Annotated in this window: 12 protein-coding genes; 5 read left to right on the forward strand and 7 right to left on the reverse strand. The window is 71.2% G+C overall.

The window, feature by feature from the left end; all coding sequences use genetic code 11:
- Positions 1-405 precede the first annotated feature (405 nt).
- Positions 406-1,056 carry a hypothetical protein gene (locus ACSDR0_RS28715; RefSeq protein ID WP_435292014.1) on the forward strand — a complete coding sequence of 217 codons (651 nt, stop codon included), beginning with the start codon at positions 406-408 and terminating at the stop codon, positions 1,054-1,056.
- A 96-nt stretch (positions 1,057-1,152) separates the two neighbouring features.
- On the opposite strand, the gene ACSDR0_RS28720 is transcribed toward ACSDR0_RS28715, so the two are convergent.
- Positions 1,153-2,193 carry a LacI family DNA-binding transcriptional regulator gene (locus ACSDR0_RS28720; RefSeq protein ID WP_435292015.1) on the reverse strand — a complete coding sequence of 347 codons (1,041 nt, stop codon included), beginning with the start codon at positions 2,191-2,193 and terminating at the stop codon, positions 1,153-1,155.
- A 460-nt stretch (positions 2,194-2,653) separates the two neighbouring features.
- Here ACSDR0_RS28720 and ACSDR0_RS28725 point away from each other — a divergent pair, with 460 nt between their 5' ends.
- Positions 2,654-5,830 carry a family 78 glycoside hydrolase catalytic domain gene (locus tag ACSDR0_RS28725; protein ID WP_435292016.1) on the forward strand — a complete coding sequence of 1,059 codons (3,177 nt, stop codon included), beginning with the start codon at positions 2,654-2,656 and terminating at the stop codon, positions 5,828-5,830.
- A 52-nt stretch (positions 5,831-5,882) separates the two neighbouring features.
- On the opposite strand, the gene ACSDR0_RS28730 is transcribed toward ACSDR0_RS28725, so the two are convergent.
- The 6 genes from ACSDR0_RS28730 to ACSDR0_RS28755 form a co-directional block, all read right to left on the reverse strand.
- Positions 5,883-8,261 (reverse strand): glycoside hydrolase family 3 protein, encoded by a 2,379-nt coding sequence (locus tag ACSDR0_RS28730; protein WP_435292017.1) that lies wholly within the window; start codon positions 8,259-8,261, stop codon positions 5,883-5,885.
- A 322-nt stretch (positions 8,262-8,583) separates the two neighbouring features.
- Positions 8,584-11,172: a glycoside hydrolase family 78 protein gene (locus tag ACSDR0_RS28735; protein WP_435292018.1), complete on the reverse strand. Its 2,589-nt coding sequence runs from the start codon at positions 11,170-11,172 to the stop codon at positions 8,584-8,586.
- 1 nt (position 11,173) lies between these two features.
- Entirely contained in the window at positions 11,174-12,001 is an 828-nt protein-coding gene (locus ACSDR0_RS28740) for a carbohydrate ABC transporter permease (RefSeq protein ID WP_435292019.1), read from the reverse strand.
- Between the two features lie 5 nt (positions 12,002-12,006).
- Positions 12,007-12,942, reverse strand: coding sequence for a carbohydrate ABC transporter permease (locus tag ACSDR0_RS28745; protein ID WP_435292020.1), 936 nt, complete (start codon positions 12,940-12,942; stop codon positions 12,007-12,009).
- A complete protein-coding gene (locus ACSDR0_RS28750) occupies positions 12,939-14,240 on the reverse strand; it encodes an ABC transporter substrate-binding protein (protein ID WP_435292021.1) in 1,302 nt (433 codons plus the stop codon). The genes ACSDR0_RS28745 and ACSDR0_RS28750 overlap by 4 nt, the downstream gene beginning before the upstream one ends.
- A 408-nt stretch (positions 14,241-14,648) precedes the next feature.
- Positions 14,649-15,596, reverse strand: a complete 948-nt coding sequence (locus tag ACSDR0_RS28755) for a DUF2332 domain-containing protein (protein WP_435292022.1) — start codon at positions 15,594-15,596, stop codon at positions 14,649-14,651.
- Positions 15,597-15,831: 235 nt separating this feature from the next.
- Between ACSDR0_RS28755 and ACSDR0_RS28760 the strand changes: the two genes are divergently transcribed.
- From ACSDR0_RS28760 to ACSDR0_RS28770, 3 genes are all read left to right on the forward strand, one after another.
- Complete coding sequence (locus ACSDR0_RS28760) at positions 15,832-16,179, forward strand: hypothetical protein (protein ID WP_435292023.1); 348 nt, start codon at positions 15,832-15,834, stop codon at positions 16,177-16,179.
- A gap of 16 nt (positions 16,180-16,195) precedes the next feature.
- Positions 16,196-18,343, forward strand: coding sequence for an RNA polymerase recycling motor ATPase HelR (helR, locus tag ACSDR0_RS28765; protein ID WP_435292039.1), 2,148 nt, complete (start codon positions 16,196-16,198; stop codon positions 18,341-18,343).
- A 102-nt stretch (positions 18,344-18,445) separates the two neighbouring features.
- Positions 18,446-19,210, forward strand: a complete 765-nt coding sequence (locus ACSDR0_RS28770; protein ID WP_435292024.1) for an alpha/beta fold hydrolase — start codon at positions 18,446-18,448, stop codon at positions 19,208-19,210.
- Positions 19,211-19,283: the final 73 nt, after the last annotated feature.

Genomic DNA, 19,283 nt, shown 5'->3' on the forward strand with positions numbered 1-19,283 from the left:
CCGACGTGGTCGGGGATGGCGTTGATCTGCCCGATTTCCTGGTCACCGGCGGGGAGTTCGAGGAGTTCGCCCAGGTGGAAGCCGGTCAACACGGTCTCCCCTCCCCCACGCGCTCCATCGTGGACGACCATTCAGGGGGAGGCCCTGATCCCCGATGTCCGTCACGGCGAATCAGGCCCAACCGGCCACGGCGCCGGGGACCGCACCCGCGGGTGGCCACGACCGGGCCCGTACCAGCGTGGCTCCCTCCGCGGTGCACCACAACCGACATAATCGAGACGATCGACCCGGTCAGGATGCGCACGCGATGCCCTCATCCAGGTCGTCCCAGGCAGGTCTCCCTCCACCGACCCCCATGTCACGTAACGACCGTACAGCGACCCGGGCGTCCGGCAGGAGGAACGTATGCGTCTCGTCATACGCATCGCAGTGGCCACCACTTTGACGGCGGCCCCGAGCACCCCGCCCCGGCCGACCGTCCCGCCCGCTCCCACCCCCATCGCCACCGCGACCACCAATGCGACCGCGACTCCCACCCCCGTCGCCACTGCGGCTCCCGTCGCCACCGCGACTCCCACCCCCGTCGCCACCGCGACCACCAATGCGACCGCAACCGCGACCGCGACCCTCACGACCAGGACCGACCACACGGTTTCGCTGCCTCCGCTGGGCGGCAGGAACACCATCCCCCCGGCGTTGAAAAAGGTCCCGTCGCTCCGTGTCCTCCCCCTGTGGCCCCGCCAGGCCAGCCATGTCCGGATATTCGTGCACTGCCCTCCGAAATCGAATCACGCGATCATCGGCTCCACCGCGTTCAACCTGAAGGGGTCGAGACGCATCTACCGGGAGGTGGGGCTGGGACTCTCCGACCGGGGACTGGGGCACCGCGCCGCGTCCATCTCCTACTACGCCCTGCCGGGATTCCACAAGGCCTGCCTGAAGTGCGTGAAGGTCACGATGAACCAGGAGACCCGCATCAGGCGGATCCGGGTGCTCGGCCGGGACTCCACCCCCCTCTACGTGCGAAGGTTCAGCATCTGGCAGTTCTTCGACTAGTGCCCGGTTCCCTCGAAGCGGGTGGACCAGACGACGTCGACGGCGGCGAGGGCCGGGGTCCGGGCGTGCGCGGCGGCTCCCGCGACGCCCGGACCGTCAGAGGTCGCCGGGGGGCGGGGCCGTCGAGCGGCGAGTGACCAGCCTCGGCGTCACGGAGAAGCGCACCGCCGACATGCGTCCTTCGACGCGTTCCAGCAGCAGCCGTCCCGCCGTGCGCCCCATGACGGCCCCGTCCTGGTCGACGCTGGTCAGCGCGATGTTGGGCAGGGCCGCGAGGAGCGTGTTGTCGTAGCCGGCGATCGAGACGTCGCCGGGAACCGACAGGCCGGCCTCGTGGACCGCGGCCAGTGCGCCGATCGCCGCCTGGTCGGCGCCGGCGAAGATCGCCGTTGGACGCGGGGAGCGGCTCAGCAGCTCGCGTGCCCCGTCGTAGCCGCCCTTCTCGTGGTAGAAGGCGGTCGCGATGGCGATCTCGTCGCCCAGGCCGTGCTCGCGCATGACGCGCTTGTAGGTCTCGGCCCTGATGATGTGCAGCAGGTCGTCGGGCTGCGCGATGCTGTTGTCCTGGTGGGTGATGTGGGCGATCCGGCGGTGCCCGAGCTCGATCAGGTGGTTGACGACCGCTTCGGCGCCGGTGTCGTCGTCGTCGAAGACCGAGTCGTAGGCCGTCGATCTCTCGTGCCGCGCCAGCACCACGGTCGGCGTCTCCTGCGCCACCTCCTCCATCCGCGTCTTCGAGGCGAGGGGGGCGACCATGATGATGCCGTCCACCTGCCGGTCCACCAGCGCGTCGACCGCCTGCCTCTCGGCTTTGCGGGTGACGCCGCCCTGAACCATGATCGGCTGATAGCCGGTGCCGTCGAGTTGCTCGCAGAGGCCGTCGAGGATGTCGGCGAAGAACGGGTTCCTGATGTGCGGCAGCACCATGCCGATCGTGAAGGTGCGCCCGCGCATCCCCCGGGCGGTGGCCTGCGGCCGGTAGCCCAGCTCCTCGATGGCGGTCTGGATCCGGTGTTTCGCGGCCGGGCCGACCCCGCCGGCGTTGCGGATCACCTTTGAGACCGCCGTGGTGGAGACCTGGGCGTGGCTGGCCACATCGGCGATCGTCACTCGGCGGCGTCCATTGCGCGCGACCATCGAACTCCTTCCGGGAGGTGTCCCCCGATTGTACGAGGTCAGCGCGATACCCGTATGGGTAACGTTACCCTTTTGCCTTTGCCTTCGCCTCCTCTGACATGCATGGAGAGTCGGGGATCGTTGCCGGAATCGACCTTGACGCCCGGCCCGGTAACGCCTACGTTAACGACATCGAGGTTGTGTTAAAACGTTTCAAAACCCCCTGGAGCGGCGTTGTGAAGTCCTCACGACCGCGTCTACGCCCGACACCCCCGATCATCGCCACGACGGCCCGGCGGGCGGCCGGCGCCACGACACCGATCCCCGAAGACGCCTTCCCGGCCCGTCGCGACCGGTCGCGCGCCCGGCCCGCGTGATCGCGGTTCCGGAGCGCCGTCTTTCGACTCCCGCTTCCCAGCACCCCCTCATGGCCGAAAAGGAGCAACCCGTGTCGTTCGGCAAGCGTTGGATACACGCAGTGATGGCAGCAGCCCTGGCGGTGCCGTGGTCGGCGTGGTCGGCCACTCCCGGCCTGGCCGCCACCGCGCTCAACCGGGCGGGCGCCGTCGAGGTCACCGATCTGAGCGTCGACGGGCGCTACGACTCCCCCCTGGGCCTCGACGATCCGCGTCCCACCCTCGGCTGGCGGATGGCCGAGCTTCCGCGGGCGAAGTCTCACCCCTGCCACCGTCAATCCGCGAAGATCCCCTGCCCGGGCGACAGGCAGACCGCCTATGAGGTCCAGGCGGCCGAGAACACCAAGAAGCTGGAGGCGGGTTCCCTGCTCTGGACGACGGGCCGGGTCACGGGCTCGCGGCAGAGCGTGGTCTTCGGCGGCGCCCTCGCCTCGCGCGGCACGGTCGCCTGGCGGGTGCGGGTGTGGGACGCCGAGCGGCGGCCGTCGCAGTGGTCGCGACCGGCCACGTGGTCCATGGGACTGCGGCAGAGCGACTGGGGCGACGCCCGATGGATCGACCACCCGGAGCGGGCCGAGACACAACCCCTGCCCGTCTTCGCCCGCCAGTTCCGCGTGCCGCGCGGCAAGAAGGTCACCGACGCGCGCCTCTACCTCTCCGGTGTCGGGTTGCACCACGCCACCGTGAACGGCAGGGAGCTGACCGACGAGGTGCTGGCCCCGGGCAACTCCAACTACCAGCTCTCCGCGGAGTACCGGACCTACGACGTCACCCGCGCCGTGCGCGACGGCGACAACACCATCGGCGTGGAGCTCGGCAACGGGCCCGCCTACGTGCGCCGTAGCGTCACCAACCCCGCGGTGGGCCGGAACGCGCCCTACTCCTGGTGGCAGAGCCAGCTGAAGGGCAGCGGGACGCTGGCCGCCGGCGCCCCGGCCGGGACGACCAACGTCAAGCTGGACGGCGTCACCGGGTACCACGTCGGCGGGACCGTCAACATCGACACCGGAGACGGCGGCGAACGGCTCGAATCCCGCGTGATCACCGAGATCGGCACGGCCGGGGCCGACGGCACCGGGATCACCTTCACCCCCGGCCTCTCCGGCGCCCACGCCGCGGGGGCGCGGGTCACCGGCTCGGGCAACAACATCGCCGCCAGCGACCCGTCCGCCGGCGCGGCGGTGACACCGCGCCTCATCGGCCGCCTGGAGATCGGTTACGCGGATGGCAGCAGCGACGTGATCGTCACCGACCGGTCGTGGCGGACCGCCCTGGGGCCGCTGGTCACCGATGCCTGGTACTCCGGATCCGACTATGACGCCCGGCGCGAGCAGCCCGGCTGGAACGAGCCTCGCTCGGACCTGAGCCCGGCCGCGAAGCGGCGGGACGGCTCCGCGATGGGCTGGACCGCCGCGGGCATCGCCCCGCCGCCCAACCTCGCGACCAAGCTGGTGTCCAGGACGGCGGAGCCCATCACCGTCCAGGAGGAGCTGACGCCGGTGTCCGTCACCAATCCGGTCCCCGGCACCTGGGTCTTCGACTTCGGCCAGAACTTCGTCGGCTGGCCGGAGCTGCGCCTGGGCCAGGTCCCCGCCGGCACGACGGTCAAGCTGGCCCTGGCAGAATCCCTGCGGCCCGACGGGACCGTGGACCAGGCCTCCCTCATGGGAGGCGGCGGTTCTCGCGGAACCGACCTCTTCACCACCTACACGGCCTCCGGGGCGCGTCAGGGCGAGTCCTGGCACCCGAGCTTCACCTACTTCGGCATGCAGTGGGTCCAGGTGACGGGCCTGCCGCCGGGATACACGCCCACGCGCGAGCTCCTCACCGGCCTGCGCCTGCAGGCCGACACCCCCATCGCGGGCGGGTTCCGCAGCTCGAACGAGCGCGTCAACCGCATCCACACGATGGCCCGCTACTCCTTCGCGAGCAACATCATGTCCGTCTTCACCGACTGCCCGGGACGCGAGAAGCTCTCCTACCCCGCCGACTACACCATGCCGATGGGATCCATCCACCGCGACTTCGAACTCGCCGCCTACATGCGCACCACCATGCGCCATCTCGTGGAGGGCCAGTCGATCGCCGACACCCCCATGGCCGGCAACGTCGCGCTGAAGACCCCGGTCTACGACTGGGGTTACTCGGGCCGCTTCGGCGACGAGATCAACTGGGGCAACGCGATCGTCTTGATCCCGTCGTTCCTGTACGAGCTGTACGGGGACACCCAGACGATGGCGACGTACTACGACCAGATGGTCAGGTACGTCGACTACATCCGGCGGGAGAAGGTCGGCACCGGTCCCGACGCGCACATCGTCAACGCTGCGCTGGCCGACTGGGTGGCCGCCGACCAGACGTCGGGTCGCATCACCGGCACCTGGGGCTACTACGTCATGATCGGCAAAATGGCGGTCATGGCCGAACGCACGGGCCACGCGGCGGACGCCCAGACCTACCGGCGACTGGCCGCGGACATCAAACAGGCCTTCAACGACGCCTTCTTCAACGAGACGCTCGGACGCTACACCGCCAGCGGCGACGCCGGAACCGAGGGCGCCACGCAAACGGCCCAGGCGCTGGCGCTCGACGCCGATCTGGTCCCCGAGGGAAGGCGGCCCGGCGTCCTGGACGCCCTCGTCGAACTCGTCCGCGCCTTCCACCCCAACGGTGAGGGCCCGCACCTCAGCGGAGGCACCATCGGGCTGGCCCCCATCATCAGGGCCTTGGCGCGGGGTGACCGCGACGACGTCCTGTGGGAGGTCCTGCAGCAGAACGACCAGCCCGGCTACGGGTACTTCATGGAGTCCACCCCGGCCAACCCGAACGGCATGACCACGATGGGCGAGCGGTGGACGAGAGGCGACTCGAAGAACCACATGATCCTCGCCCAGATCGAGGAGTGGTTCCACGCCGACGTCGCCGGAATCCGGATGGCCGAGGGCGGCACGGCCTACGGCGCGCTGGTCTTCCAGCCCAAGCCCGTGGGTGACCTCCGCTATGCCCAGGGAAGCTACAGGACGCCGCACGGCGAGGCGCGCAGCTCGTGGACGAAGTCCGATCGGCGGTTCGAGCTGAAGGTCACCGTTCCCTCGAACACCACCGCCGAGGTGCGGCTGCCCGTCGCCGGCGGCTGGAGCGCGCAGGCTCCCGCCCGGGCCACCCACGTACGGGCCGAAGCGGGTTACGCGATCTACACCGTCCCCTCGGGAGACTTCACCTTCACCTCGGCCAGGAGATAGGCGAACGGGCCCCGGCCGACCGGCCGGGGCCCGCACCCGTTGACGCCGGGATCTACTCGATCACGAGCCGGACGTCGTCCAGGGAGTGCGATACCTCGATCGCGTGCTCGCCGGGGATCCGGCGCCAGCCCTGGTCGGTCCAGCTCTCGTAGGCCCGCCCGGGAATCTCGATCACCGCCTCGGCCGTCGCGCCGGGAGCCGCCTCGGCCACCGCGAAGCCGGCCAGCCAGCGTCTGGGCCGGTCGGCGTCCTCTGCCACGGGACGCAGGTAGACCTGGACCACCTCGCGCCCTGCCCGGTCGCCGGTGTTGCGCAGCCGGACCGTCACCCGGTCACCGTCGCGCCGCGCCTCCTCGTAGGCCCAGCTCGTGTACCCCTGCCCCGAGCCGAACGCGAAGGCCGGGGCGAGGACCGACCGTTCCCAGCCCCGGTAGCCGATGAAGATCCCCTCCTCGTACGGCAGCGTGCCGGCCTCGGGTGTGACGTCCACGACCGGGCAGTCCTCCAGAACGACCGGCCACGTCGTGGGCAGGCGTCCGCCGGGCTCGGCGTGGCCGAGGAGCACGTCGGCCAGCGCGTGGCCGCCCTCCTGGCCGGGGAACCACGTCAGCAGGATCGCCGCCACCTCATCACGCCACGGCATCTCGACCGGCGCTCCGGCGTTCACGACGACCACGGTGCGCGGGTTCGCCGCGGCCACCCGGGCGACGAGCTCGTCCTGGCGTCCGGGCAGGCGCAGGGAGGAGCGGTCGAAGCTCTCGCTCTCCACCTCCTTGGAGGTGCCCACCACCACGACGGCCACGTCGGCCGCGGTGGCGGCCGACACCGCCTGCGCCAGCAGGGCCTCGGGGTCGCCGGCGGCCTCGGGGGCGCGGTGGCCGAGGGCGAAGACGACCGCGGGAAACACTCCCCCGCCCAGGAGCGGCGGAGCGGTGTGCAGCAGGCTGACGGTGACCCGCCGGCCGGCCACCAGGTCCACGGCGTGCTCGCGCTGCGGCGGCAGGAAGATGCCGCCGACCGGGTCGGACGTGTCGGCCAGGGGGATGTCGCCGTCGAAGAGCGTCGCGCCGTCCACGGTGAGCCGATAGGTTCCCGCACCCTCCACGCCGAACGAGTGAGTGCCCGGGGCGGGCGCCGTGAACGTCCCGGTGATCTCCACGGAGTGGACGCGGGCGGCGTCCAGCCCGGCGGGCAGCTGCCCCATCCACATGATCACGCCGTCCGGGAGGGGGAACTCGGCGAGGACGTCGCCGCCGGCGTCCCGGACGATCGCGGTCAGCGCGAAGCCGTCCCTCGCCGGCTGGAAGCGGGCGCTCGGGTCCGCGCCACGCGCGTAGGTCACCCGCGCGCCCGCCGCCAGCAGTCCTTCCAGCGGGGAGACGGCGTGCTCGGGGTAGACCTGCGCGCTGCCGCCGCCCATGACCCGCGCGTCTCTGGCCAGGCCCCCGATCAGCGCGATCGTCGTCGCGGGCGGCACCGGCAGGACGCCGTCGTTGCGGAGCAGGACCGCCGAGCGCGCCGCCAGCTCCCTGGCCAGCGCCCGGCCGTCCACCTCGTCGAAGGTCCTCACGGCCGGTTCGCCGAGCGCCCCCACGCGGGCGGCCAGGGTCAGCACCCGCCGGACGTGCTCGTCGACGACGGCCTCGGCCACCTTCCCGTTTCGCACGGCCGCCGCCAGCGCGTCGCCGTACACCGTGCGCGGGCCCGGCATCGCCACGTCGAGGCCGCCGAGCGCCGCCCGCGCGGTGTGCCGGGCGGCGAACCAGTCCGAGACGATGACGCCGTCGAAGCCCCACTCGCCACGGAGCACGCCGTTCTGCAGCGCGTCGTGCTCGGTCATCGTCGGACCGTTGACGCTGTTGTAGGCGGCCATGACGCCGTACGGGGTGGCCTTCTTGACGATGTGCTCGAAGGGGGCCAGATAGAGCTCGCGCAGCGCCCGCTCGCCGACCAGGACGTTGACGCTCATCCGGTCGGTCTCGGAGTCGTTGGCCACGAAGTGCTTGACCGTGACGCCGACGCCGCCCTCCTGGACACCGGTGACGTAGGCGGCCCCGATCTCCCCGGTGAGCAGCGGATCCTCGGACAGGCACTCGAAGTGACGCCCGCCGAGCGGGCTGCGGTGCAGGTTGACGGTGGGCGCGAGCAGGACGTGGACGCCCTTGCGCCGCGCCTCGGCGGCCAGCAGGTTCCCGGCCCGGCGAACGAGGCGGACGTCCCAGGTGGCGGCCATCGCCGTGGGGCTCGGCAGCGCGACGGAGGAGTCCGCTCCCCGCCACTCGGTTCCGCGCACGCCGATGGGACCGTCCGAGACGACCAGCGAGGACAGCCCGATCTCCGGCACGGCGGGCAGGGACCAGGTGTCCTGGCCGGCCAGGATCCGGGTCTTGGTCTCCAGGTCCAGCTTGGCCACAAGCTCATCGATGATCATCGTCGGCCGGCTCCAGGTGCTCTCGGGGGGTGGGGGTGGTCCGGCGCGGCCGGGCGCGATGCGAGACGGTGCCCCATCCGTGGCCGGCTCCGGGAAGGACGTCCACTTCCGCGGCGCCGTCGTGGTGGTCGAGGCGGGTATGCGAGACGGGCGCGATGCCGTCCCTGTCACCGTGGATGATATGTGCGGGGCCGTCACGGGTGCGAGATCGGTGATGTCCCCGGCGAGGCCCGGGCCCGTCCGGTGGCCGCCGGCGTCGAGGCCGGCACGCGCGCCGCGGATCGCGGGGTGAGCCCGTCGCGGGGGAGGTCGTGGTGGCGGGTCATCGCGCCGCCTCCTCGCAGGCGCCGTGAAAGACGTGCCGCCCCGCGCCGATCTCGATGGCGTGACCGGGGTCGGCGGGCAGGTGGACGGCGGCCGTGGTGTTCGCGGGCACGACGACCACCAGCGTGAGCCGGTCGCCGGTTCGTTCCCAGCTCACCTCGGCCCGCCCGTAGGGGGTGTCGTGGTGGGCGCGGGCGCCGGTGAGGCCCCCGCCGGGGCGGGGCCGCACCAGGATCCGGCGGTAGCCCGGGGCGGCCGGGGCCAGGCCGGCGACGGTGCGGTGCATCCAGTCGGCGACCGCGCCCAGGGCGTAGTGGTTGAACGAGGTCATCTCGCCCGCGTTGACGGAGCCGTCGGCCAGCATGCTGTCCCACCGCTCCCAGATCGTGGTGGCGCCCATCGTCACCGCGTACAGCCAGGAGGGGCATTCGGTCTGCAGCAGCAGCCGGTAGGCGTCGTCCACGGCTCCGGCGTCGGTGAGCGCGTCGCAGATCAGCGGCGTCCCGACGAATCCCGTGCCGATGCGATGGCCGCCTGAGCGGACGAGCTCGGTCAGGCGTTCCCCGGCGTGCGCGCGGCGTTCCGCGCCGTCGAGCAGCCCGAACCGCAGGGCGAGGGCGTAGGCGGTCTGCGAGTCGCCGGCCACCTTGCCTTCGAGGGTCGCGTACGCGGTGTCGAAGGCGGCCCTGACCCGCCCGGCCAGTTCCCGATAGCGGGTGGCGTCGCCGGCGTCGCCCAGCAGGTGGGCGGTCTCGGCGACCAGATGCGCGGAGTGTGCCAGGTAGGCGGTCGCGACCAGGCCCGGATCGGTCTGCGCCTCGAAGGGCCGCTCGGGGGGCGCGGTGGGGTCGAGCCAGTCGCCGAGCTGGGGTCCGGTGTCCCACAGGAACCTCTCCCCCGCCAGCTCCGCGACCTGGTCCACCCAGGCGGTCATGCTCGGATACTGCGCGCGCAGCAGGCCGAGGTCGCCGGTACGCCGGTGGATCGTCCACGGCACCACGACCGCCGCGTCGCCCCAGGCGGCCGTCGGCAGTGCCTCGGTGAACGGTTCGAGCGCGATCCAGGGCACGAAGACGGGGACCGTGCCGTATTGGCCGTGCTCGGCGCTCAGGTCGGCCAGCCAGGAGGTCAGCGGGCCGGCGCAGTCGTACAGGAAGGCGGCGCTGGGGCCGAAGACCTGGATGTCGCCGGTCCAGCCGAGGCGCTCGTCGCGCTGCGGGCAGTCGGTGGGCAGGTCCACGAAGTTGCCGCGCATGCTCCACGCCACGTTCTCGTGCAGGCGGTTCAGCAGGGGGGCCGAACAGGTGAAGTCGCCGGTGCGGCGCATGTCGGTGTGGCAGACGACCGCGACGACGTCGCCGGGACGCAGTTCTCCCGGCCAGTCGTCGACCTGGGCGTAGCGGAAGCCGTGGACGGTGAAGCGCGGCTCCCATTCCTCCGTTCCGCCGCCGCGCAGGGTGTAGCGGTCGTGCGCGGCGGCGCCGCGCAGCGGTCGCAGCGCCAGGGCGCCGCCGTCGAGGACCTCGGCGTGTCGCAGCGAGACGGTGTGCCCGGCCGGGCCCTGGACGCGGATGCGCAGCCGGCCGGCGACGTTCTGGCCGAAGTCGAGGATGGTCTCCCCGTCGGGACCGGTGAGCACCTCCACCGGGGAGAGGGTCTCGATCCGGCGCACCGGCGGCCCGGTCGGGGCGACCAGCAGCGCCGGGTCGTGGTCGAGAACATCGGCGCTCAGCCATCCGGAGTCGTCGAAGCCCGGCCGCGACCACCCGTCCGGCAGCAGGCGCGCGTCGTGGGACTCGCCGTCGTAGAGTCCGGCCGCGGTGACCGGGCCGGGCGCGCAGCGCCAGTTTCCGTCGGTGACCACCACGTCGGTGCCGCCGTCGTCGTAGGTGATCTCCAGCTGGGCGATCAGGGCGGTGCGGTCACCGTAGAGGGCGGACCTGCCGCCGCCGAAGCCGAGCCTGCCCCGGAACCAGCCGTCGGCCAGCGTCGCGCCGATGGCGTTGCCGCCCTCGCCCAGCAGCTCGGTCACGTCGTGGGTGCGGTAGCGCAAACGGTGGTGGTAGCTGGTCCACCCGGGCGCCAGCACGTCGTCGCCGACGGGGGCGCTGTTGATCTCGATGTCGTACAGGCCGTGGGCACTGACGTACAGGCGGGCCGAGGCGACGGGCGCGCGCAGCGCGAAGCCGAGACGGAGCAGCGGCGCCGGGCCGTCAGGGTCGCCCAGCAGCTCACGGGGTGGCGCCGCCGCGCCCGCCCGCCACTCGGCCGGATCGAGCAGTCCGGCCTCGGCCCACGACCACGGGCTCCAGTCTCCGGCCGAGCCGTCGCGGCCGTGGACTCGTACCCGCGCGGCGCGCCGTTCGCGAGACCTCAGGGCCGCCCCCGGCCACGGCAGGAGCACCGACTCTCCCGACTCGACGAGACCGGTGGCGGTGCCGTCGCTGGTCTCGATCTCGTACGCGCGCTGCGACCAGCCGGGAATGTCGGTACGGATGATCCAGGACAGCCTGGGTGCGGGTTCCCCGATGCCCACAGGGATGCGGTGATGTTCGAAGGTGACCGGTTCGACGTTCAGGAAGGTCATGTCATCCCTTGAGGGCGCCGGCGGTCATGCCGGCGACGATCTTGCGGTTGAAGAAGACGAAGAGCAACAGCGGGGGGATCGTGATGAGCACGATGTCCATGAACAGCAGGTTCCACTGGGTGCTGTACTGGTTCTGGAAGTTGTAGAGGGTGACCTGCACGGTGGCGTTGTCGTCGCCCGGCAGGAAGTACAGCGGGTTGACGAAGTCGTTGAAGATGGCCACCGACTGGGTGAGGATCACGGTGATCGTGACCGGCCGGAGCAGGGGGAAGATCACGCGGAAGAAGAGCGTGAAGCCGCCGCAGCCGTCGATCATGGCGGCCTGGTCCAGTTCCCGGGGAATGGCCGCGATGAACGCGCGAAACAGCAGCATGGCGTACGCCAGGCCGAAGGCGACCTCCACCAGGATCAGCCCGGGGAGCGTCTTGAACAGGCCGATCGCCTGCAGCAGCCAGATGGTCGGCACGATCGCCGGCGGGATGATGAGCCCGGACAGCACCAGGAAGCCGGCCACCGCGCTGACCTTTCCGGCGCGGCGTTGCAGGACGAACGCCGCCATCGCGGCGGCGATCACGATGAGCGCGACCGAGGCGACGGTGACGATCGTGCTGTTGACGTAGGCGCGCAGCAGCACGTAGTCGCGCGCCTCGATGACCTCGATGAGGTTCGCCACGATCGGCCAGTTGGTCGGCCAGGCGAAGTCCAGGTCGGCCGACTGCACGTCGTCCTTGAACGCGGTCAGCAGCATGAACGAGAATGGCACCAGGAAGATCACTGTCGCCAGGACCAGGGCGAGGCCCTCGGCCCCCGCCCTTTTGAACGCTCTCATAGGGCTCATAGGGCGACCTGTTTCTTGCCGAGGTAGTAGTTGAGCGGGACGACGATGACGGTGACGACGACGAACAGCAGCACGTTGCCCGCGGTGGACAGGCCGAAGAAGCCCGCCTGGTACTGCTTGTAGATGATCGAGGCGATGACGTCGCTGGTGAAGCCGGGTCCGCCGCGCGTCATCGTCCAGATCAGGTCGAACGAGCGCAAGCCCCCGATGAACGACAGGATGATCACCGAGTAAGTGGCCGGCCAGGACAGCGGCAGGGTGACGTGCCGGAAGCGGTGCCAGGCGTTGCCGCCGTCGACGGCGACCGCCTGGTGGTATTCCTGCGGGATGGACAGGATGCCGGCGATGTAGATGACGGTGGCCAGGCCGACGCCCTTCCAGACGTCCACCAGCGCGACCGACAGCAACGCCGTGGTCGCGTCGCCGAGCCAGTCGGGCCCGGAGACGCCGACCACTGCAAGGGCTCTGTCGACCAGGCCGGTGTCGGGCCGCAGCAGCGCGCTGAAGGTGATGCCGACGGCGACCGTGGAGACCAGCACCGGGAAGAACACGACCGAGCGCAGGAACCCGCGCAGCCGCAGCCTGCTGGTGAGCAGCACGCCGAGCGCCATCCCGAGCACGACCTTCAGGCCGCTGGTGACGACCGCGTAGACGAGCGTGTTCTGAAAACCGACGCGCAGGTTCTGCTCGGCCAGGAAGTCCCGGAAGTTGTCCAGTCCGATGAAGGTGCTGTCGAACAGCGTCCACCGGGTGAGCGCGAAGTAGAAGGCCATCACCGTCGGGATGAGGAAGATCGCCACGTACACGACGGCCGCCGGGACGTACAGCGCCAGGGGGTAGGCCGCCTGGTGCCTCCCGCGGCCGGCGCGGGCGTGCCGTTGCCGGGTGGCCGGGCCGGGCCCCTCGCGGGGCCCGGCGTTCTGCGTGGTCACCACCCCGGGAGACCCAGCTGCTTGGCCTGCTTCTCCACGTCCTTGTCGTACTGGGCGGCACCCTCGGCGGGCGGGGTCAGCCCCGAGCCGACGGCGACGGTGATCTGCTCCAGCGAGGGGCCCTTGATGGGCGACAGGAACTCCAGCGCCGGAGCGGTGGCGCCCTTGTCGATGTAGGTCTGCAGGTCCTTGACCACCTGGAGGACGTCGTCGGGAAGCTTGGCGCCCTTGACGCGGTAGGGGCCGGCCGGTTGCACGGCCGCGGTCACGGCGTCGGCGCCGGCCGGTGAGGCGACGAAGGCCAGGAACTTCTTGGCCGCGTCCAGGTGCTCGGTGGTCTTGGCGATGTAGATCGCGGGGGGCTCCCACACCGTCGCGCCGTGCTTGGCGGGGTCGTCGCCGGGGACGCCGAAGAAGCCGACGTCGGTGGCTGTCTGCGGGTAGGTGGCCAGCAGGGGCGGCAGCAGGGTGCTGAGCATCGGGTAGTGGGCGCCCTTGCCCTCCACCAGCATCTTCAGGCCCTGGTCGAGGGTGGCCGAGCCGAAGCCCTTGTTGGCGTAACCCTTGGCGTGCACGTCCGCGAGGTGCTGGAAGCCGCCCAGCGCGGCCGGTGTGCCGGCGAACTTCACCGTGCCCGCGGTGTAGTCCTGGGCGAAGCTCGGCACCGCCGCCTGGATGTTGTAGTAGTCGGCCAGTACGAAGATCTGTGAGGTCCAGGTGTCCTTGAACGTGGTGATCACCGGGGTGATCCCGTCCGCCTTGATCTTCTCGTTGTTGGCCGTGAACTCGGCCCAGGTCGTGGGCACCTTCAGGCCGAGCCTGTCGTAGACCTTGCGGTTGTACAGGATGCCGCCACCCGCGAGCGTGGTCGCCGGCACGCCGTACACCTTGGCCTGCTGCGTCACGACCGGCAGGTAGTCCTCCTGGACGCCTGCCAGGACGGGGTCTCCGGTGAGGTCGACGAGGGTCTGGGCCGGGTTCAGCGCCTGCAGCAGTGAACCGGAGTTGTACCAGAAGACATCGGTCATCTCGCCGGTGGACAGCCGGGTCTTGACGACGTTGTCGCCCTCGCTCCCTCCCGGCTGCTGCTCCATGTCGATCTTGATGGTGGGGTTGGCCTTCGTGAACGCGTCGACCAGCGCCTTGGAGGTGTCCACGATCGCCTGGTCGCTTCCCGTCATGAAGGACAGGGTGACGGTGCCGTCGGCGGCCGGTGCGGAGCCTGAGCCGCAGGAGGCCAGAGCCGCCGTCGCGAGAACGGCGACGGCCGTTCCGAGCGTGCGGTGCGAGGTCTTCATAATGCCCCTCTGGGTAATTGAATCGTTTTAAGCGACTCCCCGATGCGGTTAACGTAGGCGTTACATGAATGGGCGTCAAGAGTCATTTGGGTAACGGTACCCCTGCTAAATAGCAGCTCAGGCTATCAAGAGCATGATCTTTTAGGTACCGTTATTCACCTTGACCAGCAAAGGGCCCTCAAGGGGGAAACCGGTGAGCCGTTCCTCGGGGGCGTTGGAGCGCCTCGCGCCGCGCCGAGATGGACAAGGCGTTCCCCGGCCCGCTCGACGCCCTGGTCACGCCCCAGGCGCAAGGGGTGTCGACTTCCGGTTCCGCCTCGGCGACGTAGGTGGCGCGCACGGCCGCCGGCGCCTCGGACGGCCTGGCGTGTCCGCCGTACAGGGTCCTCCACGACCTGTCCGGAAAGGTCACGCGAACCAGATGATCGCCTGCCCGTGCGACCGGGTCCAGGCGAGCGGCGTCCCGTCCAGCACGAGGACGTGCGGCGCCCCGCCAGGCGGCTCGGGCAGCGCGTCGTAGGGCAGCGCGTCGTAGGGCAGGACGTCCGGGCTCTCGTTCGCGATCCAGTGCCCGGGCAGCCCGCGTACCACCTCGGTGAACGCCTCCCGCCGCGGCGCGGGCACCTGGTACATCACCGAGGTGTGGAAAACCACCAGCGTCGCGCCGGCCGGCGCCTGCGCGGCCAGCGCCGGCAGGTCGTCCACCAGGTCGCCGCGCACGAGCAGCGGCGGCTCGGCCGCCGCGACGGCCGCCGCGGCCCGCAGCCGGGCGCGGCGGTGCGCGTGCTCCGGCCAGATGAGGGCGTCGAGCCACGCGAGGTCCGCGGAGTCGCTCACATCGAGCGGGTTCAGATCCAGGCCGGCCCGCCACACCACATCGGGTACGCCGGGCGGCGGCGCCACTCCGATGGCCGCGCACTCCAGGACCGGTTCGCCGGAGCCGACCACGTGCTCGCCGTAGCGGTAGGCGTACCGGTCGGGGTAGAGGCACAGCCCGGCGGACGCGCCGACCTCCAGCAGCGCGAGCGGCTGTGGCAGCGCGGCGAGCACCGGCAGCAGTACGGCACACCGCCCGGCCTCGTTCGTCTGCGTGGCCCGGGTGCGCATCTCCGCCTCGATCGCCGGCCAGTTCGCCACCGTGTAGTCGTGGAACGCGGCCGGATCCTCGACCGCGCCACCGAGGAACCGTACGACGCCGAACAGCAGGTTCGGCTGCCGCTTGATCGGTGGAAGTGTGCCGAGCAGGGCGAGCACCTCGTCGTCGCGGGAGACCGCGAGCGACAAGCGCTCGTACGTCGGCGACACGCCGTGCGCCTCGCGCGCGGCGAACTCGGCGTACCTCGCGGCAGTCGTCATGTCCGAATCATCGCGCGGAGGGCCGCCAGGGGGTTCGTCCACAGCGGACGATTAGGGGAAAGGGGAGTATTCACTCCTTTCCACTCTCAACGTATAGCGCACCGGGGGGCTTGCCACAAGACCCTGGTCATGCCCCAGAATCGTCGGCCGAGGCCAGAACGGACGAAAAAACGGGGGACGCGAAGTGCGTGTGTTGTTGTCGACGTATGGGGCGCGAGGGGACGTCGAACCGCCGGTGGCAATCGCGGCGCGGTTGCGGGAACCCGGCGCGAAGGCGCGGGTGCGCGCGTCGCGGGACGAGGGGTTCGCCGACCGGCCGGCCTGCCTGGGCGCCGGCGCGGCACACGACGGTCCAGCTCCGAGCTTCGAGTCCCTGCCGGCCGCGCTCAAGGCGGCCCTGACCCCCCGGACCCGCGCACGGGCGAGGGCCGTGGCCGGCGCGATCCGCGCCGATGGGCCGGCGGTGGCCGCGACGCCGCCGTTCGACGCGACCAGCAGGGAAGGCCGCCCGATCCCGCGTGACCACGCGGGATCGCCGAGCCGGGAAAGCGCCTCGTCCACCTCCTCCGATCGGAGCCGATGACGTGGACCCCCTTGACGTGAATCCCCTGACCACCAGCGCGTTCGACCTTCCCGCCCACCTCTCCCCCAAGGCCGGCCCGGCGCTGATCGCCGGCGACGAGCGGCACTTCGCGGCCATCGCGCAGAGTCTTGAGCGGTCGATCGCCGACCTGTCCGGCCGCCTCGACGCCGAGCGCAAGGCGCCCGGAGGCCTGGGCAGGCAGGCGATGGACCGGGACATGCAGATCCACCGGCTGCCCGCTCGCCTGCGCGCGCTGCGCCGCTTCGGCCTGGACCTGTGCCTTGGACACATGGTCGGCGCGGACGACCCCGAGCCCGTGTACATCGGACGGCTCGGCCTCACCGACAGCGAGGGCCGCCGGCTGCTGCTCGACTGGCGCTCCCCCGCGGCCGAGCCGTTCTTCGGAGCCACCCACGCCAACCCGATGGGGCTGGCGAGCCGCCGCAGGTATCGCTGGACCCGCGGCCGGATCAGCGACTACTGGGACGAGGTGTTCACCTCGGACGGGTTCGAAGGGCACGCCGCGCTCGACGACCAGTCCGCCTTCATCGCCAGCCTGGGCGGCAACCGGTCGGCACGGATGCGAGACGTGCTCAGCACCATCCAGGCCGACCAGGACGCCATCATCCGCGCGGGATCTCGCGGCGCCCTCGTCGTCGACGGCGGTCCGGGCACGGGCAAGACCGTCGTCGCCCTGCACCGCTCCGCTTACCTCCTCTACTCCGACCCTCGCCTCGGCCACCACCGGGGCGGCGTGCTGTTCGTCGGCCCGCACCAGCCCTACCTGGCCTACGTCGCCGACGTCCTCCCCAGCCTCGGTGAGGAGGGCGTGCGGACCTGCACCCTGCGCGACCTCGTCGCCGAGGGAGCCACGGCGGCGATCGAGCCCGACCCGGACGTGGCCCTCCTGAAATCGTCCGCGAACCTGGTGAAGGCGATCGAGACCGCCGTCAGGTTCTACGAGAACCCGCCCACCAAGGGAATGACGGTCACGACCCACTGGTCCGACATCCGGCTGAGCGCCGACGACTGGGCCGAGGCGTTCGAGGCGGCGGAACCCGGCACCCCGCACAACGAGGCGCGCGACCAGATCTGGGAGGAACTGCTCACGATCCTGGTGGACAAGGACGAGAGCGACGCCTCGCCCGACCTGCTCCGCAAGTCGCTGCTGCAGGACAGGGAACTGCTCACGACCTTCAACCGCGCGTGGCCGCTGCTCGAAGCGGCCGACCTCGTCGGAGACCTGTGGTCGGTACCCGCCTACCTGCGGTTGTGCGCCCCCTGGCTCGGCCCCGACGACGTCCGGAGGCTGCGGCGCGCGGACGCCCAGGCCTGGACGGTGTCCGATCTGCCGCTCCTGGACGCGGCACGGCAGCGGCTCGGCGACCCGGAGGCGTCACGGCGCAGGCGCCGGAACAGGGCCTCCGTCGCCGCCGAACGCGAGCAGATGGCCAAGGTCGTCGACGCTCTACTCGAGGCCGATGACGACGGTGAAGGGGCGGTGACGATGTTGCACGGACAGGATATAAAGGACGCCCTGGTCGACGAGGCCGCACTGTCCGGCACCGAACCGGACCTGCTCGCCGGCCCGTTCGCGCACATCGTCGTGGACGAGGCCCAGGAACTGACCGACGCTGAGTGGCAGATGCTGCTGCTCCGCTGCCCGTCCCGGAGCTTCACCATCGTCGGGGACCGCGCCCAGGCCAGACACGGGTTCACGGAGTCGTGGCGGGAACGGCTCCAGCGGGTCGGGTTCGACCGGATCGACCTGGCCTCCCTGAGCGTCAACTACCGGACGCCGGGGGAGATCATGGCGGAGGCCGAGCCGGTCATCCGGGCCGCGCTCCCCGACGCCAACGTGCCCACCTCCATCCGCGGTGGCGACGTCCCCGTCGTACACGGATCCGCTTCGGATCTGGGCTCGATCCTCGACACCTGGCTCGCCACGCACGCCGAAGGGATCGCCTGTGTCATCGGCGACCCCACGTTCCAGGCGACGTCCCGCGTCCGGTCGCTGACCCCGGAGCTGTCGAAGGGGCTCGAGTTCGACCTGGTCGTCCTCATCGACCCGGAGGCGTTCGGCGAGGGCATCGAGGGAGCGGTCGATCGCTACGTCGCCATGACCCGGGCGACCCGGCGACTCGTCATCCTCACGAGTCCCTGACTCCGGCCGGGACCTCGTCGAGCCGGTGCGGGTGGGAGGTCATCGATCGGGCCGAGCGATATCGACATGCCACCGGACGGGGGGTCGCCTAAGGTCTACCGGATGACGCTCTCCCATGACGTGGCCGGCGACGGCCCCGCGCTGGTGCTGTTGCATTCCGGGGTGTGCGATCGGCGCATGTGGGATCCACAGTGGCCGGCCCTGCTCGATGCCGGATACCGGGTGGTCCGCTGTGATTTCCGTGGGTTCGGCGAGTCTCCGGTGGCGGACCGCCCGTACAGCGACGCCGAGGACGTCGTGGATCTGCTCGGGAGCCTCGGCATCGAGCGGGCGGCGCTGGTGGGGGCCTCCTACGGCGGGCAGGTGGCCATGGAGGTGGCCGCGCGCCGGCCGGACGCCGTCACGGCCCTGGTGCTGCTCTGCCCCGCTCTCCCCGGGCACGTGCCCGGGGAGGTGCTGCGATCCTTCACCGAACGAGAGGAGGCGCTGATCGAGGCCGGTGACATCACCGGGGCCGTTGACCTGAATGTGGAGACCTGGCTGGGCCCCGAGGCCGACGACGCGGTTCGGGAGCGGGTCCGCCGGATGCAGCGACGCGCATTCGACGTGCAGCTGGCCGCGGAGGAGGAGTACGCGCCGGCCGAGGCGGAGGTGGATCTTTCGCTGATCGAGGCCCCGTGTCTGGCCCTGTTCGGCGGCCACGACCTGGCCGACTTCCGGGAGATCGCCGCCCGGCTGCCGGAGCGGCTCGCCGACGCCCGTCACCGCGAGCTGCCCTGGGCGGGTCACCTGCCCAACCTGGAACGGCCCGCCGAGGTGACGGACCTGCTGATCAGCTTCCTGCGCGCGACGGTCCCGGCCCGCTGAGCGGGCCCGGCCTGAGGACGTCCGGCAGGGCGATCATCCGGGTCGTGGCGGCCGGAGTGACCGACACCCCTTG

This window comes from Streptosporangium sp. G11 (genome assembly GCF_051192615.1).
GTDB lineage: Bacteria > Actinomycetota > Actinomycetes > Streptosporangiales > Streptosporangiaceae > Streptosporangium.